This window comes from Streptomyces hygroscopicus, assembly GCF_026168105.1.
In the GTDB taxonomy this organism is placed as follows: Bacteria; Actinomycetota; Actinomycetes; order Streptomycetales; family Streptomycetaceae; genus Streptomyces; species Streptomyces hygroscopicus_D.
Genome location: NZ_LBMW01000026.1, coordinates 39,156 through 63,012, shown reverse-complemented (window position 1 = coordinate 63,012; position 23,857 = coordinate 39,156). Strand labels below are relative to the sequence as shown.

Sequence of the window (23,857 nt, the reverse complement as noted above, 5' to 3'; positions counted from 1 at the left end):
TGAAGACATCGCTGGGGTCCCTCGCCCGAGCGAAGCGCAGAGCGAGGGAGGGTGGTGCCGGTCGTGCTCGCCAGTATTGCCCGTCGACCATCCTGACGTGCCGCTACGCCCCCCGCACATCCGGGTGTGTCCCCATGGGGGTACGCACACCGTTCCCGGCGGCCTCGGCAGTTCCCGCGCGGCCACAACAGGGGGCGGTTCCCGGCCGGTTGGCGCGCCGGAGCGGCCGATAGCCGTCTTGTCATCGTCTCTTGGCAGCGCTTACTTTGGCCCCTTCCGACGCGCGTCGAGGGGGCTTTCCATGGCCGTACGCGGCCGGCACCGCCGGTATCAGCCGACAAGGATCAACCGCGCCTCGCTCACCGTCACGGCGGGCGGCGCCGGTATGGCACTCCCGCTGATCGGCACCGGTGCCGCGCACGCGGCCGACGTGGCCACCTGGAACAAGGTCGCCGCCTGCGAGTCGAGCCACAACTGGAGCATCAACACGGGCAACGGCTTCTACGGGGGGCTGCAGTTCACCCAGTCCACCTGGGAGGCCTACGGCGGACAGGCGTACGCCCGGCGTGCGGATCTGGCCACCAAGGACCAGCAGATCGCGGTGGCCGAGAAGGTCCTCAAGGGGCAGGGCCCCGGCGCCTGGCCCGTCTGCTCGGTACGCGCCGGTCTCACCCGCGGCGCCGCCACCCCGAGCCTCGACATCTCGGGCACCTCCGCCCGGACCGCCAAACGCTCCGTCCGCGATGTGAAGCCACAGACGACGCCCCAGTCGCACGCGGGCACCACCGAGATGTACACGGTCGTACGCGGTGACACGCTCTCCGGCATCGCCGACTCCCACCGCGTCCAGGGCGGCTGGCAGTGGGTCTACGAGGCCAACCGTACGACGATCGGCCCCGACCCGGACCTCATCCTGCCCGGCCAGCGGCTGAACCTCGGCTCCAAGGTCCCGACGCACACCGGGCCCTCGATCCCGACCCACCGGACGTCCCCGCACCCGCCCAAGTCGTCTCCGCACACCTCCACTTCGGGCCGGGGCACCACCGCCCACTCCTTCGTCGCCCCGGTGAACGCCGCGATGGGCACGCCGTACCACGCGGCGGGGTCCTCGTGGTCGAAGGGTTACCACACCGGCGTCGACTTCCCCGTGCCCACCGGTACCTCCGTGAAGGCGGTGGCGGCCGGGCAGGTCGTCACCGCGGGCTGGGGCGGTTCCTTCGGCTACCAGGTGGTCATCCGGCACGCCGACGGCCGCTACACGCAGTACGCCCATCTGTCGGCGATCTCCGTGAAGGACGGGCAGAGCGTGGCGGCCGGGCAGCGCATCGGCCGCTCCGGCTCCACGGGCAACAGCACGGGCCCGCATCTGCACTTCGAAGTGCGGACGGGGCCCGAGTTCGGCAGCGACATCGATCCGGTCGCCTATCTCCGGGAGGCGGGCGTCCCGATCTGAGTGCGGGGCCGACGGCGGCCACGACGCCGGGTCACGACCACCTGAGCACACCCGCCACAGCGCCGCCGGTCATCCGGTGACGCATCCGCGACGACGACAGGTGGCCCCGTCACCCGGTCACCGTCACGACTCGACACGGTCGCGGTGCCGGTCCGGGGTGGGTACCGGCGCCAGCGGGCCGCCGTAGAAGGGGCCGTACGGGCACGGCTCGACGTGGGCCGCCGGTTCCCAGTCCCGGTGCGTATTCGTGCGGACCGGCGCCGTGCGCAGCGGCACCGGTACGAGCGCATCGTCCTTCATGGCGGGCAGGGGCACTGGGACCGGCCAGTCCCCGTCGGGCTCCGGCTCGACACCGGCCGTCGAAGCATCCTCGCCGGCCGGCAGCGCCCGCTGCTCGCCACCGATCCGCTCCGTGGTCAGCAGGATCAGACCGCCCGCGGCGACGACACCGCAGCCCAGGGCGAGCACGGTGCCCGTCATTCCGTACCGGAAGGTCTCGCCGAACATGGTGATGCCCACCCCCGCCGCCACCAGCGGGTTCACGACCGTCAGCGTGGCAAGCGGCGCCGCGAGGCCCGCGCCCCGGTAGGAGGCCTGCGACAGCAGCATGCCGGCCGTCGCGAAGACGCCTATCACCGCAAGGCTCGGCAGTTCCGCGAGGGAGATGCCGTCCGTCCAGTCCACCGCGACCGTCTTCGTGAACACGGACGACATGCCGAAGGCGATACCGGACGCGACCGCCAGCAGCACGCTGCGCACCGCCGGATGCCGGTGCGCCGCGCGGGCCGCGGCCATGAGCGCCACGACACCACCGGTGGTGACCAGGGCCACCGCCACACGCTGGGCGTGACCCAGCGAGTGCGCGTCCGAGGCGCCGACCAGCGACAGCAGGCCCGCCAGGCCCACGGTCGCCATCACGGCGCCCCGCCACGCGGTCGCCCCCGGCCGGCGTCCCACGAAGAGGGCCGCCATCGGCAGCGCGAACACGATGGTCAGCGCGCCCAGCGGCTGGACCAGACTCAAAGGACCGTACGCGAGCGCCGCCACGTGCAGCACCCCGCCGAGACCGTTCAGCACCACGGCGCCCCACCAGCCGAGCCGACGCAGCGGCGCGTACGGCCGACCCGGGCAGGACACGGCCACCTGTTCCTGCACGATCGCCCCGCCCGCGTAGGCGACCGCAGACACGAGCGACAGGAGCACGGACAACGCGAGGGCGCTCATCAGCGTCTCCTCTGCGTGGATTTCGGGCAGGGGGCCCGGCGCGGCGAACGGTCTGCTTCCATGGTGAACACGATGCCGCCCGGCGCTCTTCCCGTCGTCGTCCCTGAGCACACATTGGGTCATACTGCCGGTGTAGTACCGCTCGGTTCCCCTCCTCCCCAAGAGGGGTGACTTGCTGGGCGTCCCCCCTGGTGGGAGCCCCTAGGGGCCTTGGTACTACTGGGGTTCGTGGACCTCGACCCCGAACTCACCGCGCTCGGCGCCCTGGGCGGCTTCTTCGTGCTGCGCACCGGAGCGCCGCCGCGGGACGGCCTGCCCACCCTCGCCCAGGCGTACGCCCCCGGACCGCCGGACGCCCCGTCCGATGCGCACGAGCATCCCATGACCGTTCGGGTCCGCAAGGTCGCCCGGAGCCTGCGGGCGTCCGAAGACCGTGTCGCCGCCTCGATCGCCCACCAGGGACTGGCGGCCCGGCTGTGGTCCGTCGCGCTGGGCTGCGCCACCCTGTACGGGCATGTGCCCGATCTCGACCCCCGGCTGCTGCACTGGGACCCGAACGGCAGCGCGCCGGACGACCTGTGGCTGAGCGAGGTGCGCGCACTGCCGGTCGAGGCGCTCGACACCGTCGTCCGCGCGGGGCACCTCGCGCCGCTCGCGGCCGTTCTCACCTCCCGATACCGCGTCTCCGGGCGCCTGTTGCGGGGCAACGCGGGCTCCGCGCTCGCGAGCACCGTGCGCATGGTGGAGGGGTGGGCTCGTGCGGAGGGGCGGCCGGGTGTGGCGGAGTGCGCCCGCGCACTGGCCGCGGGCCTGTTCACGCACCCCGATCTGGCCCGCACCATCGACCCCGCCACCGGCCGCCGCCGCAGCTGTTGCCTCTACTACCGGCTGCCCGGCGGCGGCCTGTGCGGCGACTGCTGCTTCGACCGCCCGCCGGGACGCGGTTGAATCACGGGCGGTCTTCCGCAACCGCCGTATCTGGGTGACCATGTGGGGACCAGTCGCTGAGACAGGGGGTACCGGGTGCGTGTGGGACTGCTGACCCGGGAGTACCCGCCGGACGTGTACGGCGGTGCGGGCGTCCACGTCGAGTTCCTCGCCCGGGAGTTGCGCTCCCTCACCGACCTGGACGTGCACTGCTGGGGCGAGGGCGGCGCCGGCGGTGTCATACGCCACCGGCCCTGGCCCGCTCTCGACACCGCCAACGACGCGCTGCGCACGTTCTCCGTGGACCTCTCCATGGCCGCCGCCCTCAAGGACTGCGAACTGGTCCACTCCCACACCTGGTACGCCAACCTGGCCGGCCACCTCGGCAAGCTGCTCCACGGCATCCCGCATGTGATGACCGCCCACTCGCTGGAGCCCCTTCGCCCCTGGAAAGCCGAGCAACTGGGCGGCGGATACGCCCTCTCCGGCTGGGCAGAGCGCACCGCGATCGAGTCGGCGGACGCCGTGATCGCCGTCTCCGGTGCCATGCGCGACGACATCCTGGGCTGCTACCCGGCCCTCGACCCGGCGCGGGTCCACGTCGTGCACAACGGCATCGACACCGCCCTCTACCAGCCGGACCCCGATACGGACGTCCTTGCCCGCGTCGGGCTCGACCCCGACCGCCCGTATGTTCTGTTCGTCGGCCGTATCACCCGCCAGAAGGGCGTGCCCCATCTGCTGCGCGCGGTACGCGACATCGACCCGGCCGCCCAGCTCGTGCTGTGCGCGGGTGCTCCGGACACCGCCGAGACGGACCGCGAATTCCGCTCTCTGTTCGAGGAGTTGAGCAGGAGCCGCGAGGGCGTTCACTGGATCCCGAAAATGCTGCCGCGCCCTGATGTGATCCAGCTCCTCACCCATGCCGCCGTGTTCGTCTGCCCGTCGGTGTACGAGCCGCTCGGCATCGTCAACCTCGAGGCCATGGCGTGCGGCACGGCCGTCGTCGCCTCGCGCACCGGCGGCATCCCGGAGGTCGTGGACGACGGCCGCACCGGTCTGCTGGTCGACGTGGACGACGACTTCGAGAGCCACCTCGCACGCGCCCTCGACTCCCTCCTCGGCGACCCGGTGGCCGCGGAGCGCATGGGTGAGGCCGGACGGAAGCGTGCCGTGGGGGAGTTCGGCTGGGACACGGTGGCCCGCCGCACGGTTCGCCTGTACGAGGAAGTCCTCGCACAGGGGTAGTCAATGAGCAGAGGGCAGCACAACCGGGCGTAGAGGGGCGGCGTCATGCGGCGAATGGGGTATCCCCTGGTCGAGCGTAGCCGGGACCTTGGGGAAGGACCTTCGGTACTGGGAATCGTACTGGCCGGCGGGGAGGGGAAGCGGCTGATGCCGCTGACCGCGGACCGCGCGAAACCGGCCGTGACCTTCGGCGGTACCTACCGCCTCGTCGACTTCGTCCTCTCCAACCTCGTCAACGCCGACATCCTGCGCATCTGCGTGCTCACGCAGTACAAGTCGCACTCGCTGGACCGGCACATCACCACGACCTGGCGGATGTCCAGCCTGCTGGGCAACTACGTCACGCCCGTTCCCGCCCAGCAGCGCCTCGGTCCCCGCTGGTACCTGGGCAGCGCCGACGCGATCCTTCAGTCGCTGAACCTCATCTACGACGAACGGCCGGAGTACGTAGCGGTGTTCGGCGCCGACCACGTCTACCGCATGGACCCCCGGCAGATGCTGGCCCAGCACATCGACAGCGGCGCGGGTGTGACCGTGGCGGGAATACGCGTGCCGCGCGCGGAGTCCTCGTCGTTCGGCGTCATCGCCCCCGGCTCGGACGGACAGACCGTAAAGCGGTTCCTGGAGAAGCCCGCCGATCCGCCGGGACTGCCGGACGAGCCCGAGTGCGTCTTCGCCTCCATGGGCAACTACATCTTCACCACCAAGGCGCTGATCGAGGTGCTTCAGCGGGACGCCGAGGACGGCAACTCCGTGCATGACATGGGCGGTTCGATCCTTCCCGCGCTCACCGACCGCGGCGAGGCCCAGCTGTACGACTTCAGCGCCAACCACGTGCCCGGCGAGACCAGCCGCGACCGGGGCTACTGGCGGGACGTGGGCACGCTGGACGCGTACTACGAGGCCCATATGGACCTGATCGCGGAGCGGCCCGCCTTCAATCTGTACAACCGCCGCTGGCCGATCTACACGCACTCCGGCCAGCTGTCGCCGGCCCGTTTCAACGCGGGCGGCATCGCGAGCGAGTCGATCATCAGCTCCGGGTGCCTGATCCGGGGGCAGGTGACACGGTCGGTCCTGTCACCGGGGGTCGTGGTGGACCCGGGAGCCGTCGTCCAGGGCTCGGTCCTGCACGACAACGTGCACGTGGGCCGGGGCGCGATCGTGCGCGGCACCGTCCTGGACAAGAACGTGGAGGTACCGCCGGGCGCGACGATCGGCGTCAATCCGGACCGTGACGCGGAGCTGTACACGGTGTCGAAGGGCGGGGTGATCGCGCTGGGGAAGGGCCAGCGTGTGCTGTAGGCGTCAGCCGCTCCGTTTCACGACGGTGGACGCCCTGAGGACTCGGCCTGCCGCGTCCAGTGCCCTCACCTGGAAGTACGGCCCCGGGCTGTCCGTGGTGACGGCCGTCTCGAATCCGGACCGGTCGGCGTGCGCGACGACGACGGACAGGGAGCGGGGCTCGGGTCCGGCGAGCACCTGCCACGCTCTGGTCTGCGTCGAACCGTTCCAGGAGGCGTAGACGACGCTGTGTCCGCCGTCGGCCCGGGCCGCGGCGCTCGGGGGGTAGTACGGCGTACCGATCCACTTGTTCCGGAAGGCTCGGTAGGAGATGTCGGAGCCGGGCAGCTGCGCGTCGTAGAGCAGATTCCGCGAGCCGTCGCCCTGGGTGTTTCCGGGGGCCGAGTACTCGGAGTAGTACGGGCTCTGTCCCCACCCGATGAATTCGTTGCCGTTCGGCAGGGCCTGCGTGTTGCCCTGGGTCGGCGACTCCAGCGGCGGCTGGTGGTAGTAGGTCCTGAACTCGGTCGCCCTCCGGCTGCGGAAGTCGAGACTGAGGATCAGGCCGTGCGACTGCTGTTCGGGGGCGCCGTCGGGCAGGTCGCAGCAGCCGTCGTCGAACATGCTGATCCGGTTGTCCGGCCGGAACCGGGCGTCGTGCTGCCAGTAGAAGTCCGCGTTCGGGCCGAAGGTGAAGTCGCTCTTCTTCCCTCCGAGTTGCCAGCGGATCCTCCCGGATCTCTTGGAGACGTCATAGATCGCCCACATGTTCCGGGAGGAGATCAGCCACTGGCCTCCCGGTCCCTCGTCGACCGAGTTGATGTGGAAGGCGTCCCACACCCCGTCCGAGGAGGACGCGCTGGAGACGGGCTCCTCGGAATCCGCGGGGTCGAGGTGGTCCAGCGCGTTCCACGAGTACAGAAGTCTCCCGCCGGCGAGGTCGACCTCCTGGATCTCGCTGTTCAGGATGGCTCCGTTCGCCGGACCCCCGTACCGCGTGAGATCCATGGGCACCGGTCTGGACGCGATGAACAGCGCGGTGCCTCTGCGGGTCAGGGTGAACTCGTGCTCGTCCGGGAAGTACCCGTGATGCGCGAACACCGTTCTGAGCAGGCGGTAGTGGGTGTCGTAGATGTAGTAGCACCCACCGGGTTCCGGGGCGCCCGCGGGCAGGTTCGTGTACCACGGCGGCAGGGCGAGGGATCCCTGCCACCAGGTCAGGACCGGCTGCGACCTGCGCGTACGGGCGTTGTAATACGTCTGGACCCTGACGTCGGCGTTCTGGAGGTTCACGGAGGGCAGGGGACGGAACCAGACCGGATCGCCGGAGTTGTCGTTGATGAGCGCACCGGTCTGCCCGATCATCTGGTCCGCGCTGAACGGGCCGACGAAGACCTGGCCGGGAGCCGTCCCCGGTTTCTGCGCGGTCACCGTCACCCGCATGGGGCGAAGGCCCGGCTCCGACACGAAGCTCCACACGTTGCTGCCCGACAGGATCGGGGGCGGCGGATTCTCCGACGGGGGGAAGGGCCTCGTCGCGCATGCCCGGTGGGCTTCCCGCTGCGGACCCGCCGCGACCGAGGGCACGCAGGTGGCGACCAGGCAGCCAGCGGCGAGCATGCAGGCCCCGACGGAGCGCCGGGTCCTTCCGGGTACCCGACGAGCCCGCAACTCCCGCATCACCGCCATTGCTGGCCTCCTCGTACTGAACCAGGGGCTGGTGCCGGCCACGCCCGGTACCGCGACAGCCAACCTAGGTCAGCGGGGTGCGCGCCTCACCGCGGCGGACGCGCGGGACGGGCACAGCCACCCGAATGACGCACCGAGCGGGCCCTCGGCGGGCGCGGCCCGGTGCCCGCCGCCTATCGTCGCCAATGAGTACCGGCCGACCGGGCTGGAGGGCGGACTCGCTTCGGCGCACCGCAGGAAGAAGAGAAGCCGGGGCCGGCAGACGAGAGGCCGGGGAAGAAGACGAAAGCGGGGTCGTGGGCATGACCGACGCAGCCGTGCACGCTCCTGCCTCCGGGCGGCCACCCCGCGCCGGCCGTGCGAGGGAGCCGGTCCGCCGGCGCCGCCGGAGGGCGCTGCCTCGCCGGGGGAGGGCATGCGTCCACCGCATGCCCGGAGTGCGGGGCAAGAGGGCCTCCTGAGCCAGGGCCCCAACTCCCTTCCGGAGACCGGACGGTTCTTCGAACCGGACCAAGGCGGACTCGAACTCGCCGCGGGTGCGTGACCAGCCCGGCAGGGCGTCGGTGAACTCGAAGGTGTATCAGGGCAGTTGGCGGCGGTCCCCCCGTCATGTCGCGGGTCCTCGAGCGGGACGCGATGCGACCGCGGGCCGCGCGTCGTGTCGGCCCCTGTGCGACGCGTCCCATTGCATCCCGTCGGTTCCCCGGGAAACCGACACCCCGCCACCACCATGTGGACAACGATGTCGACCCTTCGGAGGTCTTCCGAGATGAGATGGACCCGGCGCCTGCGCCTGTGCGCTGTGGGCGCGGTCGTGGCCTCGGCCGTGTTCTCCCCGTCGGCCGCCCGGGCCGCCGAGCCGTCCGCAAACAGGCTCACCGGCCTGGTCAACCCCTTCATCGGCACGCAGAACGATGGCAACACCTTCCCCGGCGCCGCCGTACCCTTCGGCATGGTGCAGTTCTCGCCGGACACGGGGCACAACACCGGCTACGACTACACCCAGAAACGCATCCGCGGCTTCTCCCTGGTCCACCTCTCCGGTGTCGGCTGTGCCATCGGAGGGGACCTGCCGGTGCTGCCGACGACCGGTGACGTCACCGAGACGGACGACGCCAAGTACGCGGCCACCTTCAGCCATGCCCACGAGCAGGCGAGCCCCGGCTACTACCGGGTCGGGCTGGACAGCGGCATCCGGGCCGAACTGACGGCGACGCAACGCACCGCTGTGCAGCGGTACACGTTCCCGGCCACCCGGAAGGCCAACGTGCTGCTCAACGCGGGCCAGTCGCTGCACAAGAACGTCTCCTCCAAGGTCGAGATCCTCGACGACCGCACCGTGCGCACCGAGATCACGGGCAGTGGGTTCTGTGGGCCCAGCAGGCCGTACACGGTCTACACGGTCACCCGTTTCAGACGGCCCTTCACCGCGCACGGGACCTGGTACCAGAACTCGATCACCCGGGGTGCGACCAGGTCCTCGGGCCCCGGCCGCAACGGCGCCTATGTCACCTTCGACACGACGAAGGACCGTACGGTCGAGGCGACCACCGGGCTGTCGTACGTCGACGCGCAGGGCGCCGCCGTCAACCTGCGGGCCGCGCACGTCAGTTCGTTCGATCAGCCCCGGGAGGCCGCCCGGCGAGCCTGGGAGGAGCGTCTCGGGCACGTCCGGGTGCGGGGCGGGAACGCCATCCTGCGCACCACGTTCTACTCGTCCCTGTACCGGTCATTCCTCGCGCCGAACATCGGCAGCGACGCCGACGGCCGCTACACCGGCTGGGACCAGAGGATCCACCGCGCGACCGACTTCACGTACTACCAGAACTGGTCGCTGTGGGACACCTACCGCACCCAGTGCCAGCTGCTGTCCCTCCTTGCGCCGCGCGAGGCACGCGACATGGCGATCTCCGTACTCAAGATCGACGAAGAGGGTGGCTGGCTGCCCAAGTGGGGCTACGGCACGATCGAGACGAACGTCATGAGCGGCGACCCGGTCACCCCGTTCCTCACCCACGCCTACCAGCAGGGGCTGCTCAAGGGGTACGAGGAGCGGGCCTACCGCGCGTTGAAGAAGAACGCCGACGGCGTCCCGCCGGCCGACACCATGTACGTGGGCCGCGAGGCGAACCGCGAGTACATCGCCAACGGCTTCGCGCCCTACATCAAGGACCGGCCCTTCTCCAAGCCCGGTGACTCCGACTACCACCACGGCGGGTCGGTGACGCTGGAGTACGCGCTGTCCGACGGGATGCTCGCCCAGATGGCGGGCAGCCTGGGACATGTCGCGGACGCGGCGCGCTATGCCGCCCGGTCGCGCAACTACCGCACCATCCTCGACCCCTCGACCGGCTTCTTCCGCGCCCGGGACGCCTCCGGGGCCTTCGTCGGACCGGCCGACCCGGCCAGGAGCGAGGGCTTCCACGAGGGCACGGCCTGGCAGTACCAGTGGCTCGTGCCGCAGGACCTGCGCGGCATGGTCGCCCTCATCGGCGGCGAGCGGGCGGCCAACAACCGGCTCGACTCCTTCTTCGCCTACGACCGGCTGCTGAAGGACCCGGCGAGGACGGCGCGCGAGGTCTGGGTGAACGGGCCGTACGCCTACTACAACGCGGACAAGTACAACCCGCAGAACGAGCCCGATCTCACCGCCCCGTACACGTACCTCTCCACCGGCCAGCCCTGGAAGACGACGGACGTGGTGCACGCGGCGCTGACCCTCTACACGGACGGGCCGACGGGCGTGACCGGCAACGACGACCTCGGCACGATGTCCGCCTGGAACGTGCTCTCGTCGATCGGCATCTTCCCGGTGCAGCCCGGGTATCCCACCTGGGGACTGACCACGCCCGTCTTCGACCGCGTCGACCTGGTCCTGGACCGGGCGTACTACCCGCGCGGCGGGCTGACCATCACCGCGCCGGGCACGTCCCACACCCGGCGGTACATCCAGGGTGTCCGTGTCCAAGGAACGGCCTACGAACATACGTACGTCACGACCGACACGCTGCGCCGTCTGGGCTCGCTGGAGTTCACGGTCGGCGCGCGGCCGTCCGGGTGGGGCACGGCCCCCGAGGCGGCGCCACCCGCACTGGTGGCGGAGCAATCCGCAGGGAAGTGACCTCGTGCGTCACATGAGTCCCGCCTCTCCCGGAGAGGCGGGACTTAATCTGCCGTTAACTGTACGTAGCCTGATCGTACTTGACCGTAATCGCCTGTCGGAGGTTGACTTCTTGCTTCACACCCCGTCGACGCGAGGCAAGCCATTGACTTCTGACCTGCTCGCACCACTCGACCTGGCGTTCTGGAACATCGAGTCCGCCCGGCACCCCATGCACCTCGGTGCCCTCGGCGTCTTCTCCTGCCACTCGCCCACCGCGGGCGCCCACGCCGCCGATCTGCTGGCGGTCCGCGCCGCCGCGGTGCCGGGGCTGCGCATGCGGATCCGGGACGTCTGGCTGCCCGACGTACGCCTTCCGCGCGACCTCGCCGCAGCCCGCCTCCCGCTCGCCCTGGGGGGCGCGACCCGTGAGCCCGCCCCCGACTTCGACCCGCTCGACCACGTACGGCTGCACGCACCCACCGACGACTTCCACGCCGTCGCGGGCGGGCTCATGGAACGCCCCCTGGAGCGCGGCCGGCCGCCGTGGGAGGCGCACGTCCTGCCGGGGAAGTCCGGCACCTCCTTCGCCGTGCTCTTCAAGTTCCACCACGCGCTCGCCGACGGACTGCGCGCACTCACGCTCGCGGCGGCCGTCCTGGACCCGATGGACATGCCGGAGCCGCGCCCGCGCCGCCAGGAGCCCGCCCGTGGACTCCTGCCCGACGTGCGCAAGCTCCCGGGCCTGCTGCGCGGCACGCTCGCCGACGTGGGCCGGGCCCTGGACATCGGGGCCTCCGTCGCCCTGTCCACCCTCGGTGTGCGCTCGTCGTCCGCGCTCGTCTCCGAGCCCAGCGGCACCCGCCGCACCGCCGGGGTCGCCATCGACCTCGACGATGTGCACCGGGTGCGCAAGTCGGAGGGCGGCACCGTCAACGACGTCCTCATCGCGGTCGTCGCCGGTGCCCTGCGCCGCTGGCTGGACGAGCGTGGCGACGGCAGCACGGGCGTCGCGCCCCGCGCCCTGATCCCCGTCTCCCACCGCCGCCCGAGCTCCGCCCGCCCACAGGGCAACCGGCTCTCCGGCTATCTGATACGGCTTCCGGTCGGCGACCCGGACCCGCTCGAGCGGCTGCGGACGGTACGCACGGCCATGGACCGTAACAAGGACGCCGGGCCCAACCGGGGCGCGGGCGCCGTAGCGCTGCTCGCCGACCATGTGCCGGCGCTGGGCCACCGGCTGGGCGGACCGCTGGTCAGCCAGGCCGCCCGGCTCTGGTTCGACATCCTGGTCACCAGCGTGCCGCTGCCCAGCCTCGGCCTGAGGCTCGGCGGCAACCCGCTCACCGAGGTCTACCCGCTCGCCCCGCTGGCCCGCGGCCAGTCCCTGGCGGTGGCGATCTCGACCTACCGCGGCCGCGTTCACTACGGGCTCGTCGCCGACGGCCGGGCGGTCCCGGACCTGGAACGGCTGGCCCGAGCGGTGCGGGAGGAGGTGGACACACTGCTGGCGGCCTGTCGCACCTGAGCGGCGAGGACCGCCTGGGTGTGCGTGCGTCGACCGCGGCCGCCGGGCGGGGGTCGTGCAAGCCGGGCAAATCGCGTCGCGCCCCCGTGCCCGTGCCGGGGGCCGCCGCCCCGCATCCCGGTGCCCTTCCTCGCCCTCGCCCACCGGCCCGGCGCCGACCGCTTCGCTGATCGTCGGAACCGGTTTGGTGACCGGGCCCGGGGCTCCGTAAAATTCCGCGTTCGAAAGCGAGCGCGGTCGGAGCGCTGCGCGGGTGAGCGAGGAACGGCAGCGCGATGACGGTGACAGAGGAAGGCCTGACGGGCATCGGCCCGGCGGCCACGGACGAGGTGTCGTACGGAACCGGCATCGACCCGGAGCGCCTGGCCGTCTGCCTGAGCGTGCTCGAGGAGCTCGACCGGCTGGACGTCGACCACCCCGACGCGGTGCAGGTCCGCCGGGCGACCTCGCACGTCTACCGCACGGTCAAGCAGCGCCGCCGCCAGGAGCGCCGTGCCGCAAAGACCGCCCACGACAAGGCGGTCACCGAGGCGACGGCGACCGGTTCCGCGCAGCGCATCGACGACGAGACCGAGGGCATCCTGCCGTCGTCGGCCACCGAGACGGGCCAGATCGCGGGGATACTCCAGCGCCCGCGTTCCTGCTACGTCTGCAAGACCCGCTACGTCGAGGTCGACTACTTCTACCACCAGCTCTGCCAGAAGTGCGCCGCCGAGAACCGGGCCCGCCGCGACGCCCGCACCGACCTGGCGGGCAAGCGTGCCCTGCTCACCGGCGGCCGAGCCAAGATCGGCATGTACATCGCGCTGCGGCTGCTGCGTGACGGCGCCCACACCACGATCACCACGCGCTTCCCGAACGACGCCATCCGCCGCTTCAAGGCCCAGCCCGACAGCGCCGACTGGATCCACCGGCTGAAGATCGTCGGCATCGACCTGCGTGACCCCGCCCAGGTGGTGGCGCTCGCCGACTCGGTGGCCGCGGAGGGCCCGCTGGACATCCTGATCAACAACGCGGCGCAGACCGTACGTCGTTCCCCGGCCGCCTACAGCGAGCTGGTCGCGGCCGAGTCCGCGCCGCTGCCGGCGGGCGAGCTGCCGTCCGCGGAGGTCATCGGAACCTTCGGTTCCGGAGCTGTGGCGGCCCTGCCCGTGGCCGGTGGCGGGGCGCTGACCGCGCAGGACGTCACCGGTCTCGCGCTGGTCTCCGGCTCGGCCTCGCTGGAGCGGATCGCGGCCGGTACGGCGATCGACGCGGGCGGCCTCGTCCCCGACCTGCACGACACCAACAGCTGGATCCAGTCGGTGGAGGAGGTCACGCCGGTCGAGCTCCTCGAGGTCCAACTGTGCAACTCCACGGCGCCCTTCATCCTGATCAGCCGCCTGCGGTCCGCGATGGCGGCCTCTGCGGCCCGGCGCACCTACATCGTGAACGTCTCCGCGATGGAGGGCGTCTTCGACCGCGGCTACAAGGGCGCCGGGCACCCCCACACCAACATGGCCAAGGCCGCCCTGAACATGCTCACGCGCACCAGTGCCGAGGAGATGTTCGAGAAGGACCGCATTCTGATGACCGCGGTCGACACCGGCTGGATCACCGACGAGCGCCCGCACCCGGACAAGATGCGCCTGGCCGACGCGGGCTTCCACGCCCCGCTCGACCTCGTGGACGGAGCGGCCCGGGTATACGATCCGATTGTGCGCGGCGAGCAGGGCGAGGACCTGTACGGCGTCTTCCTCAAGGACTACGCGCCCGGGAAGTGGTGAGCGGGAAGCGGTCCGCGGAGCGGTGACACGCCATCCGTGACGTGTGGCCGGGCGCCGGCTGGGCACCCGGGCTCTCATGAGTACCGCGCAAGGAGGTCTCATGCCCACTCCACACGAGATCGATCCACGCGCCACCGGCGACCCCCGCAACGTGTATCCGAGCGACGAGCAGTTCTACTCCTCCGACCGTCCGGCACACGCCGAGCTGCCGGAGGACCGGCCGCGCGGCGGACGGCCTCCCGCGCCCCTGAAGCACCGCGGGACCTGGGCCACCGTCGGCCTGGTCGTCGGCATCATCCTGCTGGTCCTTCTCGGGATCGCCCTGTTCCCGTGAGCGCTCGACGCGAGTGACGGTGACCGGCACGAGTGAGGTGGTGCCCGTGTCAGCTGTTCCCGGGTGCGGATGACCGCAGCCGGCTGTGGACGCCGTACGTCCCGGAGGCGGAGGACTCCGGGACGTACGCCGCTCCGACCCGGGTTCCCCCGTCCACCAGCAGGTCGGCGCCGGTGACCCAGCCCGCCGCCTCCGAGGCCAGCCAGACCACGGCCCGCGCGATGTCCTCGGGCTCGCCGATGCGGCCCAGCGGGAGCCCCGTGGCGATGGCGTCCTCGGTGCCCTCCCAGACGAAGCGGGCCATCTCCGTACGGACGAGCCCCGGGGACACCGAGTTGACCCGCACCTTCGGCGCCAGCTCACCCGCGAGCTGCCGCGTGAGGTGCAGCAGGGCCGCCTTGCTGGTTCCGTACGCACCCACCTTCGGGCCGACGTGTCCGGCGCCCTCGGTGCAGATGTTGACCACCGATCCGCCGTGTTCGCTCATCCAGGCCCGCCAGACGTGCTGGACGAGCCGCAGCGGCGCTTCGACGTTGACGGTGAAGGCCTCGTGCCGGCGGTCGGGGTCGACATCCATGAGCGCACCGTAGGGCTGGTTGGTCCCGGCGTTGTTGACGAGCACGTCTATCCGCCCGAAGGTGCGCAGAGCGAGCTCGGTGAGCTCCCCGAGGTGGGCCGGATCGCCTACGCTGCCCGCGAGCCCGACGCCGCCCAGTTCCTCCACGGCCCGCCGCACCGCCGCCGGATCGCGTGCGGTGAGGCACACCCGCGCGCCGGCCCGCACAAGAGCCCCGGCGACGGCCCTTCCGATACCCCGCGAGCCACCTGTGACGATGGCGACCCTGCCCTCCAGCGCGTACGGCGACGTCATCCGCGTACCGTCTCATGACGGGCCGTCAGATGACAGGATCCGTGGGCCCCTGCGAAATTCGCTCGCCCGGGCCGTGAGGTGACGCATAGCCTCCGGCGCATGAGCTGGCTTCCCGCAGAATTCGTCCATCCCGTCCGTGTGGCAGTGCCGGACGGCCATCATCTGCGCCCGATCAGCGGCGCCGACACGGAGCTCGACCACCCGGCCGTCATGGGTTCGCGGGAGCGACTGTGGTCACTCTACGGCGAGGCGTGGGGCTGGCCGCCCGCCACCATGACCTACGAGCAGGACCGGGAGGACCTGCTGCACCACGAGCAGGAGATGGCGGAGCACAAGTCCTTCAACTACGCGTTGTTCGACGACGCCGGCACGGCTCTGCTCGGCTGCGTGTACATCGATCCGCCGCAGAAGGCGGGTGCCGACGCCGAGATCTCGTGGTGGGTGGTGGACGCCAAGGTCGGCACCGATCTCGAGAAGGCGCTGGACGCGCTCGTCCCCCGGTGGATCGCCGAGGCCTGGCCCTTCCGGCGGCCGCGGTACATCGGACGTGACCTCTCCTGGAAGGAGTGGCTCGCCCTCCCGGACCTCACCTAGCCGGAACCTGTCCGGCGTACCCGGCGCGGAGTCAGCTCGCGCGTCGCTCGACCCAAGGAAGGTGGCCGACCGTGACCGTCCCCAACATCCTGCTGTCCGGCATCGTCGGCTCGACCGCGTACGGACTCGCCCACGAGGGCTCCGACATCGACCGGCTCGGCCTGTTCGCGGCCCCCACCGAGAAGCTGCACGGCTTGCACCGGCCGAAGGAGTCCCACGTCAGCACGGCTCCCGACCGCACCCTGCACGAGGCCGCGAAGTGGTGCCGCCTCGCCCTCGGCGGCAACCCGACCGCGATGGAACTCGTATGGCTGCCCGACGAGTTGTACGAGGTACGGACACCGCTCGGCGACGAGCTGATCGGCATCCGCATGTCGTTCCCGAGCGCCAGCCGTGTCCGGGACGCCTACCTGGGATACGCCACCCAGCAGTTCAGGCGTATCGAAGCCCGCGACGGCGAGGCCTCGTCCGCGGACACCCGCAAGCGCACCGCCAAGCACGCCCGCCATCTGAAGCGGCTGTGCCACCAGGGCCTGGAACTGTACACAACCGGCCGCGTGACGCTCCGCGTCGAGAACCCGCAGGAGTACCACGACTTCGGCGAACGCGTCGCCGCCGATCCCACCGCCGCGCTGCCCGTGCTCCGCCTCTACGAGAAAGCCTTCGCCGAGACGCGCACGGTGCTGCCCGAACACCCCGACGAGACGGCGGCCGAGGAATGGCTGCGCCGCGTCCGCGCCCACTTCTACGTGTCCCAGGACGCGCCGCCGCCCCGTCGCTCAGCGGGCGCCCTCGGTATGCAAGCGCCTTGACTCCTCGGCCTGTTGGCTCCCGTGTGGAGCGGTGGTGATGACGACGAAGGTCAGGACGGCGCAGGCCGCGTAGGCCGCGCCGGGCCACGCCAGTAGTGCCGGGTACGGGCCGGGACGCGGCAGGCCGTCCTCCCGGTGGATCAGGAGCGGTACCAGGCGGGCGGCCGTGACGAGGGCCCACGCCACCAGCGCCACGCGGCCGGGCAGCCGGTTGCGGGCGGGCCCGTGCGCAAGCCACATCATGGCCGGCAGGCACCAGACCCAGTGATGGCTCCAGGAGATGGGGGACACGAGCAGCCCGTACAACTCGGCGGTCACCAGGATGCCGAGGAGGTCGTGGCGGCGTGCGGCCTGCCACAGGGCGCGGGCCGCCAGGACGGTGACCAGCGTGAGGGCGGTCCACCAGGCCGCTGAGGGCTGGACGTCATGGCCGAGGAGCCTGCTGAGCGCGCCGCGCAGGGACTGGTTGCGCACGGACCACACCGGGCCGATGCGCCGGGTGTCCGTCACCAGCCCGAACCAGTAGCGGGCCGACTCGCGCGGGGCGACCCGCCAGGCCAGCGCCGTGGCAGCCCCGGCGGCGGCGAGGGCCCATCCGGCCGCCCGCCACTGCCGGGTTGCCAGCAGATACAGCCCGCCGAAAGCCGGGGTCAGCTTCACCGCGGCTGCCAGGCCCAGCGCTGTTCCCCGGGCTGCTGCCCCGCGCGGCACGGCGAGCGCCGCCATGACCAGGGCGGCCAGCAGCAGATTGACCTGGCCCTGGTCCAGGGTGTGGCGCACGGGTTCCAGCCACAGGCCGGCCGCGGTCCAGAGCAGGACGCGGGACCGTCGGGGGCGCTCGTGGTCGGGGCCGGCGGACAGGAGCCGGTCGGCGCAGTGGACGACCACCGCGAGGGCCGCCACGGAGGCCGCCTGCCACAGCACGACCAGCGCCGTCCAGGGGAGGTGCGACAGCGGCAGGAACACCAGGGCCGCGAACGGGGGATAGGTGAACGGCAGGACGGGGATCGGCGGGCCGGTGTGCAGCCGGTAGTCGTACAGGCCGCCGGAGAGGACCAGCGGAGCGGCTTCACGGTAGACGCGGAGGTCCAACGGCTCGGGAGAGAAGAGGAGGACGGCCAGGAGGTGAAGGGCCAGGGAGGAGGCCAGGCACCACCAGGAACGGCTGGTCGTCCACGTCCCGGTCACGCGGTCCCAGGCCCGAGCGATTCCGTCTCGGCGGCACATTTCGTGCAGTGTGGCGCGGGCGAACGGTCCCCTCCTGCCCATTAGGCCGACAGCAGCGTGTCGCTCAGCGGGGAGGCCGCACAGCGCCGAAAGCGGTGGTCGGCGGGGCGCATCCGGCAGAGCGTCAGGCCCTGTCCCGCGGCTCAGTCCACCGCCCCAAGCCGGGCGTGCCGGGCCGCCACCAGTTCCAGCACCGTCCGCCAGTCCTCCAGCACTCCGGCGTCCAGCCCGGCCACCTTGGCCGCCTCGTCCGCCTGACGCAGGGTGACCGCGTCGTCGGCCAGCGGATCGCGCTCGAACGCCGCCGCCTCCGCGGGCGACATGGGCCCGCCCTGCCGGGTCAGGGCCGACGCGCTCTCCGCGGAACCCCCGTGCCCTGGCCCGACCGCGGCCAGATAGCGCCTGGCCGCCACGTGCAGACGTACCAGGCGGGAGACACGTTCGCCGAGCAGCGGCCGTACCGCGTCGGCCGCGTGGTCCGCGTGCCCGGCGTCGTCCCCCGGTCGCAGCAGACGGCCGATGTCGTGCACCAGTCCGGCGATCTGGAGTTCCTTGTCCGCGGGGTGACTTCGGCGCAGCAGGGCGGCGGTCTGCAGAGCGTGGTCGTGCAGATCGACCGGTTCGACATCGCGGCCCGGGGCGCCCCGCGCTCCGCGGCAGGCGTGCAGCAGTTCCATCAGCTCCTCGACGCTGCGCAGCTCCATGCGTCAGTCCTCCCGCGAGAAAAGCCGTTGCCGACCGTCAGCAGATCATGGCGAGCTTGCGACCCGGCCAACGGGACTTGAATTGAGCACTGTGTGCGCCGAACCGCACACCTGCCGTACCGGTGAGTGGTTCGACGGTTGAGCCGAATGGGTGGCCCCGAAAGGGACAACAGGTGCCAAAAGGTTGAGAATCGGTCTGAATGAAGTGCGTACGACTCAAGACAGTTACCTGCTTGTTTCAGCCCCATCGAGCGGCCACCCGCTCATTTGGTTAATCTGGACGGTAAGGACAGCCTTTTGGGGTCCCACCCACACCCGGGTCCGTCCCAGGGACTAGCCGGTCACCACGGCCTGTTCTCGAAGGAGTTGCCGACGCCACCGCGTCCGACCTGTTTTTGAATCAGACCCGAGCGGACGTGGAGGGTGCAGCGGCAGACTGGGCCGGTACGTCCCGAGGGTTACCCGACACAGAAGGAGTGCGCGGTGACACCGGAGAAGACGAAGCACGATCAGGGCCCCGAGAAACCCGGGGAGCTCGGGGGCGGCCGGGCGGAGAAGAAGCTCGGCAGTCTGGACGTGTGGGCCAGGTCCGCCCCCATCCGGCTGGCCGGCTACGAGGACGACCTCGCCGAGCCCCACATCCTGCAGAGCGTCGACTGACCTCGAGGGTTCGCCGTGATCGCTGACGGCATGGGCGTGCCAGACTCGCGCCCATGCTGATCAGAGAAGCCGTGGCCGACGACTGGCCACGCATCTGGCCGTTCTGGCACCGGATCGTCGCCGCCGGCGAGACCTACACCTGGGACCCGGACACCACCGAGAGGGCGGCCCGCGCCCTGTGGATGGCGCCGGCCAAGCGTGTGTACGTCGCCGTGGACGACGCCGGAGCGGTCGTGGGCTCGGCCTACGTCACGTCCAACTACGGCGGTCCCGCCCGTGGCATCGCCAACGCCGGCTTCATGGTCGACCCCGACCGCGCGGGCCAGGGCATCGGGCGCGCGCTCGCCGAACACGTCCTGGCCGTCGCGAAGGCCGGCGGCTACCGCGGCATGGTCTTCAACGCGGTGGTCGAGACCAATCCCGCCGTGACACTGTGGACGTCGCTCGGCTTCACGATCCTGGGCACCGTTCCCGACGCATACGAACACCCCCGGTTCGGGAGGGTGGGGCTGCACGTGATGTACCGGGCGCTCTGAAGCCGGCCGACCGCTTCGATCGTGGTTCCCGAGGCCCCCGGCGCCGGTCCGCTCGGCCGCTCGCACGAGAGCCGCTCGGCCGGGAACGCATGTGTCGAGCGGGCGGGGAGGGGGACTCGACGGTGCGTGGGCACGAGACGCCGACGTTTCGCCGCTCACCTGCTGCGGGCCGGGGCGGGGCGAAAGCTTACTGCTCCGGCCCGGGCCGTCCGTACCGGTACACAGACACACCGCATGGGCACGCAGAGTGTCCGTGCTTCGGAGATCCGGTTCGGGGAACCCGGCCCGCATGAGCGAGCACATCGGCACACAGGCGTCGTACTGGATCGAGACGGCGCCCGGGCTGCCCCGTCCGGCCCTCGGCGAGGACATCATCGTGGACGTTGCCGTGGTCGGAGCCGGAATCGCAGGGCTCAGCACCGCCTGGGAAGTGGCCCAGGGCGGACGCAGCGTCGCCGTACTGGAGGCCGACTGCCTCGCGGGAGGCGTCACCGGCCATACGACGGCCAAGCTCACCGCCCTCCACTCCCTGGTCTACCAGCGTCTGCGCCGCACCCGCGGCATCGAGGGCGTAAAGCTGTACGGCCACTCCCAGACGGAGGCCGTCGACCGGGCCGCCGCGCTCGTGGACGAATTCGGTATCGACTGCGACTGGGAGCGGGCGCCCGCGTTCACGTACACGCTCGACCACGACCGCGTGCCCGAACTGCGCGCCGAGGCCGTGGCCGCGCGAGAGGCGGGGCTGCCCGCCGAGTTCGTCACCGAGACGTCGCTGCCCTTCCCCGTGGCAGGCGCGGTCCGGGCCGCCGACCAGGTGCAGTTCCACCCGCGCAAGTACCTCCTCGCGCTCGCCGACGAGCTGACCGGCAGGGGCGGGCAGCTGTACGAGGGCACCCGTGTGGTCGGTCTGCACGAAGGAGAACCCTGTCGTCTGACCACCGAGGCGGGGCACACGGTGACCGCCCGGGACGTCGTGGTGGCCACCCACTATCCGGTCTTCGACCGAGCCATGCTCTTCACCCGGCTGTCCCCGCGACGGGAGGTGGTGCTGACGGCGCCGGTCGAGGCCGGTCGCGATCCGCAGGGCATGTACATCACGCCCGAGGGGAACACACGTTCCCTGCGGACCGCCCCCTATCGGGAGGGCACCCGCCTGCTGATCATCACGGGCGATCACTTCACCCCCGGCACGTCGGACAGCTCGGGGCACTTCTCCCGCCTCGCCGACTGGGCGACGGAGCACTTCGGGCCGCTCGACTTCACCTACCGGTGGGCCACCCAGGACAACGACTCCACGGATACGGTGCCGCTCGTCGGGCCCCTGCACACGGGCAGCCGTCACAGCTACGTCGCCACCGGATTCGGCGGCTGGGGGCTCAGCGGCGGGATCATGGCGGGGCTTCTGCTCTCGGCGCTGATCGACGGGCGGGAGCCGGCATGGGCGCCCCTGTACGACCCGCGCCGGCTCGGCTCCGTCGTGCGCGAGGCACCCGCCTTCCTCAGGCACCAGGCCAAGGTCGCCCAGCACTTCGTGGGGGACCGGCTGGTGCCGTTGGTCGCCGGGGGAGGGTCGGTCGACGACATCGCCACGGGTGACGGCGCCGTGATCCGGCTCGGCACCCAGCTGTACGCGATCTCCCGCGACGAGGCGGGGCGGGTACGCGCGTTGTCGGCACGCTGCACCCATCTGGGGTGCCTGGTCGCCTTCAACCGTGCGGAACAGGCATGGGAGTGCCCCTGCCACGGCTCGCGTTTCGGTCTCGACGGCCGTGTGCTGGAGGGTCCCGCCACCCGGCCCCTGGAGCGACGGGACATCTGACGGCGTCTGCCGGTGGCGCCACGGACTTCGTACCTGCGCGCTTCACACCTGAGCGCCGGTGCCTGTCCGGGCGCATTCGATGCACACCTGTGTGTGCGGAACCGCCAGCAGACGATCCCGGCCGATGACGTCTCCGCACGCCGTGCACCGGTCGAAGCCGGGTGTTCCCACCCTGGGCAGGGCCGTGAGGACCCGGTCCAGCAGCGTGCGGGCGCGGTCGGCGTCCGCACGCAGAGCCGCGAGCGCGGTCACCCGCGCGCCCACGTCGGCCGCGTCGAGGTCACAGTCCGCGTAGAGGGCGGGCATCCTCGACTCGGCCTCGGAGAGCTCCTCGCGCAGCGTGTCCGCCTCGGCGGTGAGCAGGGCCGTGATTTCTCTCAGGTCGTCGGCAGACAGCTTCGTGGGCATGAGGGCTCCAGCTCGGTTGTGAAAGGTGCGCACGGTCAGGGATTGAGGAGGGCCTTGACCATCCCGTCCTCCTTGGCCTGGAACATCGCGTAGGCCTTGGGGCCGTCCTCGAGGGGCATGGCGTGCGTCTTGAAGGTGTCGACGCCGAGCGGGTCCTCGTCCGTGAGCAGCGGGAGGATGTCCTCCACCCAGCGCCACACGTTCGCCTGCCCCATGCGCACCTGGATCTGCTTGTCGAACATCGTCATCAGCGGCATCGGGTCCGCTGCCCCGCCGTACACCCCGGAGACGGAGACGGTACCGCCGCGGCGTACCAGGTCGATGGCCGTGTGCAGAGCGCCCAGCCGGTCCACTCCGGCGTGTTCCATCAAGGGCTGTGCGACGGCGCCGGGCAGTAGGCCGGTGACCCACTGTGCCGCCTTGGCCAGCGGTGCGCCGTGCGCCTCCATGCCGACGGCGTCGATCACGGCGTCCGTCCCCCGCCCGTCGGTGAGTTCCTGTACGGCCTCCGTCAGGTCCTTTCCGTGCCGGCGGAGGTCGAGGCAGACGACCCCGCGCGCCGCGGCGCGCTCCAGACGTTCGTCCACCAGGTCCACGCCGATGATGAGGCCGGCCCCACGGTGCCGGGCGATACGGGTGGCCATGTCGCCGATGGGGCCCAGCCCCAGGACGGTCACGGTTCCGTCCGGGGGCACCGCCGCGTACTCCACCGACTGCCACGCGGTGGGCAGTACGTCGGAGAGGTAGACGTAGCGGTCGTCAGGCGGTCCCTCGGGCACCTTGATGGGCAGTTTGTTGCCGAACGGCACCCTCAGAAGTTCGGCCTGTCCGCCCGGCACCTGCCCGTACAGCTTCGTGTAACCGAACTGGGCGGCGCCGGTTCCCCGCTCCTTGACCTGGGTCGTCTCGCACTGCGAGTGAAGGCCTTGGTTGCACATGAAACAGTCGCGGCACGAGATGTTGAACGGTATGACCACACGGTCGCCCGCCTGGAGCGCGTGAACCTGGGGTCCGACCTCCTCGACGATGCCCATGGGCTCGTGGCCGAGGATGTCCCCAGGGTCGAGGTAGGGGCCGAAGAGTTCGTACAGATGAAGGTCCGAACCGCAGATTCCGGTGGACGTGATCCGCACGATGACATCGTCGGGTTTCTCGATCCGGGGGTCGGGGACGGTCTCCACACGGACGTCCCGCCGGCCCTGCCAGGTCAGTGCTCGCATCGTTCAGCTCCTCGGGTTTCGCGGGCCGGGGACGGCACCGGCCCTCCGAGTCCCCCTGGGGGGCCGTTTCGACACACCGGTGCCGTGAGGGCCTACGGCCGGACGCGGGAGGCGAACCGTCCGGCGGCCAGGTGCTGCCCACCTGCGAGAGGGGCGGGCGAGACCGGCGTCGAGGGCACGTGCGGCAGCGTGGGTTCGGGCGAGGCAGGGCGAGCGCGCGGGCGGCCCGCCTCGTACAGCTCAAGGTCGATCCCTGCCGTTCGCCTGCAACACCCGTTCCCTGACGGCCCGTTCGCGGAACGTGCCCAACTCATCGGCCGGGTACCCATGATCCCGGCACTGAAGCGTGTCCCGTGCAGCCGATTCCGGGGCGGCCCTCCCACCTCGCGCGCCCGGCTGCCGCGCCGGACCCTCAGTCCTCGCCTCTGACGATGTTCCACTCCGGGCCTCGGC

The 23,857-nt window shown here is 71.2% G+C and carries 20 protein-coding genes; 13 read left to right on the top strand and 7 right to left on the bottom strand.

The features are described 5' to 3' along the window. Positions 1–301: 301 nt before the first annotated feature. Complete coding sequence (locus tag AAW14_RS23810) at positions 302–1,453, top strand: transglycosylase family protein (protein WP_265565978.1); 1,152 nt, start codon at positions 302–304, stop codon at positions 1,451–1,453. Positions 1,454–1,576: 123 nt separating this feature from the next. Here the strand turns inward: AAW14_RS23810 and AAW14_RS23805 are convergent, their stop codons facing one another. Further along, positions 1,577–2,677, bottom strand: coding sequence for a DMT family transporter (locus AAW14_RS23805; RefSeq protein WP_265565977.1), 1,101 nt, complete (start codon positions 2,675–2,677; stop codon positions 1,577–1,579). Positions 2,678–2,905: 228 nt separating this feature from the next. Between AAW14_RS23805 and AAW14_RS23800 the strand changes: the two genes are divergently transcribed. The 3 genes from AAW14_RS23800 (at position 2,906) to glgC (ending at position 6,157) form a co-directional block, all read left to right on the top strand. After that, on the top strand, positions 2,906–3,625 hold the full coding sequence (locus tag AAW14_RS23800) for a (2Fe-2S)-binding protein (RefSeq protein ID WP_265565976.1): 720 nt from the start codon (positions 2,906–2,908) through the stop codon (positions 3,623–3,625). 75 nt (positions 3,626–3,700) lie between these two features. Continuing rightward, entirely contained in the window at positions 3,701–4,852 is a 1,152-nt protein-coding gene (gene glgA / locus AAW14_RS23795; protein ID WP_265565975.1) for a glycogen synthase, read from the top strand. A gap of 54 nt (positions 4,853–4,906) precedes the next feature. Next, positions 4,907–6,157, top strand: coding sequence for a glucose-1-phosphate adenylyltransferase (glgC, locus tag AAW14_RS23790; protein ID WP_265566034.1), 1,251 nt, complete (start codon positions 4,907–4,909; stop codon positions 6,155–6,157). Between the two features lie 3 nt (positions 6,158–6,160). Here glgC and AAW14_RS23785 read toward each other — a convergent pair whose 3' ends face one another. Beyond that, on the bottom strand, positions 6,161–7,603 hold the full coding sequence (locus AAW14_RS23785; RefSeq protein ID WP_265565974.1) for an arylsulfotransferase family protein: 1,443 nt from the start codon (positions 7,601–7,603) through the stop codon (positions 6,161–6,163). A 991-nt stretch (positions 7,604–8,594) separates the two neighbouring features. Here AAW14_RS23785 and AAW14_RS23780 point away from each other — a divergent pair. The 4 genes from AAW14_RS23780 (at position 8,595) to AAW14_RS23765 (ending at position 14,553) form a co-directional block, all read left to right on the top strand. Then, the gene (locus tag AAW14_RS23780) at positions 8,595–10,946 is read left to right on the top strand and encodes a GH92 family glycosyl hydrolase (RefSeq protein WP_265565973.1); all 2,352 of its coding nucleotides are present in this window, start codon (positions 8,595–8,597) and stop codon (positions 10,944–10,946) included. 145 nt (positions 10,947–11,091) lie between these two features. Beyond that, a complete protein-coding gene (locus AAW14_RS23775) occupies positions 11,092–12,453 on the top strand; it encodes a wax ester/triacylglycerol synthase family O-acyltransferase (RefSeq protein ID WP_265565972.1) in 1,362 nt (453 codons plus the stop codon). Positions 12,454–12,728: 275 nt separating this feature from the next. Continuing rightward, a complete protein-coding gene (locus tag AAW14_RS23770) occupies positions 12,729–14,219 on the top strand; it encodes an SDR family NAD(P)-dependent oxidoreductase (protein ID WP_265565971.1) in 1,491 nt (496 codons plus the stop codon). Positions 14,220–14,319: 100 nt separating this feature from the next. Continuing rightward, entirely contained in the window at positions 14,320–14,553 is a 234-nt protein-coding gene (locus AAW14_RS23765) for a hypothetical protein (RefSeq protein WP_265565970.1), read from the top strand. Between the two features lie 49 nt (positions 14,554–14,602). Here AAW14_RS23765 and AAW14_RS23760 read toward each other — a convergent pair whose 3' ends face one another. Beyond that, positions 14,603–15,424 carry an SDR family oxidoreductase gene (locus AAW14_RS23760; protein ID WP_265565969.1) on the bottom strand — a complete coding sequence of 274 codons (822 nt, stop codon included), beginning with the start codon at positions 15,422–15,424 and terminating at the stop codon, positions 14,603–14,605. A 99-nt stretch (positions 15,425–15,523) separates the two neighbouring features. Between AAW14_RS23760 and AAW14_RS23755 the strand changes: the two genes are divergently transcribed. Then, positions 15,524–16,018 carry an N-acetyltransferase gene (locus tag AAW14_RS23755; protein ID WP_265565968.1) on the top strand — a complete coding sequence of 165 codons (495 nt, stop codon included), beginning with the start codon at positions 15,524–15,526 and terminating at the stop codon, positions 16,016–16,018. Between the two features lie 71 nt (positions 16,019–16,089). Continuing rightward, the gene (locus AAW14_RS23750; protein WP_265565967.1) at positions 16,090–16,830 is read left to right on the top strand and encodes a DNA polymerase beta superfamily protein; all 741 of its coding nucleotides are present in this window, start codon (positions 16,090–16,092) and stop codon (positions 16,828–16,830) included. Here AAW14_RS23750 and AAW14_RS23745 read toward each other — a convergent pair. Next, positions 16,798–18,057 carry a glycosyltransferase 87 family protein gene (locus AAW14_RS23745; RefSeq protein ID WP_265565966.1) on the bottom strand — a complete coding sequence of 420 codons (1,260 nt, stop codon included), beginning with the start codon at positions 18,055–18,057 and terminating at the stop codon, positions 16,798–16,800. The two genes, AAW14_RS23750 and AAW14_RS23745, sit on opposite strands and share 33 nt — an antisense overlap. A gap of 143 nt (positions 18,058–18,200) precedes the next feature. Further along, positions 18,201–18,761 carry an inositol oxygenase family protein gene (locus AAW14_RS23740; protein ID WP_265565965.1) on the bottom strand — a complete coding sequence of 187 codons (561 nt, stop codon included), beginning with the start codon at positions 18,759–18,761 and terminating at the stop codon, positions 18,201–18,203. 483 nt (positions 18,762–19,244) lie between these two features. Between AAW14_RS23740 and AAW14_RS23735 the strand changes: the two genes are divergently transcribed. From AAW14_RS23735 to AAW14_RS23725, 3 genes are all read left to right on the top strand, one after another. Next, positions 19,245–19,421 (top strand): hypothetical protein, encoded by a 177-nt coding sequence (locus tag AAW14_RS23735; protein ID WP_265565964.1) that lies wholly within the window; start codon positions 19,245–19,247, stop codon positions 19,419–19,421. Positions 19,422–19,474: 53 nt separating this feature from the next. Then, positions 19,475–19,957 (top strand): GNAT family N-acetyltransferase, encoded by a 483-nt coding sequence (locus AAW14_RS23730; protein ID WP_265565963.1) that lies wholly within the window; start codon positions 19,475–19,477, stop codon positions 19,955–19,957. 289 nt (positions 19,958–20,246) lie between these two features. Further along, entirely contained in the window at positions 20,247–21,776 is a 1,530-nt protein-coding gene (locus AAW14_RS23725; RefSeq protein ID WP_265565962.1) for an FAD-dependent oxidoreductase, read from the top strand. Positions 21,777–21,818: 42 nt separating this feature from the next. Here the strand turns inward: AAW14_RS23725 and AAW14_RS23720 are convergent, their stop codons facing one another. After that, entirely contained in the window at positions 21,819–22,184 is a 366-nt protein-coding gene (locus AAW14_RS23720; RefSeq protein ID WP_265565961.1) for a TraR/DksA family transcriptional regulator, read from the bottom strand. Between the two features lie 35 nt (positions 22,185–22,219). Beyond that, entirely contained in the window at positions 22,220–23,404 is a 1,185-nt protein-coding gene (locus AAW14_RS23715; protein WP_265565960.1) for an alcohol dehydrogenase catalytic domain-containing protein, read from the bottom strand. Positions 23,405–23,857 lie beyond the last annotated feature (453 nt).

Coding starts and splice junctions, on each gene's coding strand:
- AAW14_RS23810 (WP_265565978.1), top strand. CDS start 302: ATGGCCGTACGCGGCCGGCACCGCCGGTATCAGCCGACAAGGATCAAC.
- AAW14_RS23805 (WP_265565977.1), bottom strand. CDS start 2,677: ATGAGCGCCCTCGCGTTGTCCGTGCTCCTGTCGCTCGTGTCTGCGGTC.
- glgC (WP_265566034.1), top strand. CDS start 4,907: ATGGGGTATCCCCTGGTCGAGCGTAGCCGGGACCTTGGGGAAGGACCT.
- AAW14_RS23780 (WP_265565973.1), top strand. CDS start 8,595: ATGAGATGGACCCGGCGCCTGCGCCTGTGCGCTGTGGGCGCGGTCGTG.
- AAW14_RS23770 (WP_265565971.1), top strand. CDS start 12,729: ATGACGGTGACAGAGGAAGGCCTGACGGGCATCGGCCCGGCGGCCACG.
- AAW14_RS23765 (WP_265565970.1), top strand. CDS start 14,320: ATGCCCACTCCACACGAGATCGATCCACGCGCCACCGGCGACCCCCGC.
- AAW14_RS23760 (WP_265565969.1), bottom strand. CDS start 15,424: ATGACGTCGCCGTACGCGCTGGAGGGCAGGGTCGCCATCGTCACAGGT.
- AAW14_RS23755 (WP_265565968.1), top strand. CDS start 15,524: ATGAGCTGGCTTCCCGCAGAATTCGTCCATCCCGTCCGTGTGGCAGTG.
- AAW14_RS23745 (WP_265565966.1), bottom strand. CDS start 18,057: ATGTGCCGCCGAGACGGAATCGCTCGGGCCTGGGACCGCGTGACCGGG.
- AAW14_RS23740 (WP_265565965.1), bottom strand. CDS start 18,761: ATGGAGCTGCGCAGCGTCGAGGAGCTGATGGAACTGCTGCACGCCTGC.
- AAW14_RS23730 (WP_265565963.1), top strand. CDS start 19,475: ATGCTGATCAGAGAAGCCGTGGCCGACGACTGGCCACGCATCTGGCCG.
- AAW14_RS23725 (WP_265565962.1), top strand. CDS start 20,247: ATGAGCGAGCACATCGGCACACAGGCGTCGTACTGGATCGAGACGGCG.
- AAW14_RS23720 (WP_265565961.1), bottom strand. CDS start 22,184: ATGCCCACGAAGCTGTCTGCCGACGACCTGAGAGAAATCACGGCCCTG.
- AAW14_RS23715 (WP_265565960.1), bottom strand. CDS start 23,404: ATGCGAGCACTGACCTGGCAGGGCCGGCGGGACGTCCGTGTGGAGACC.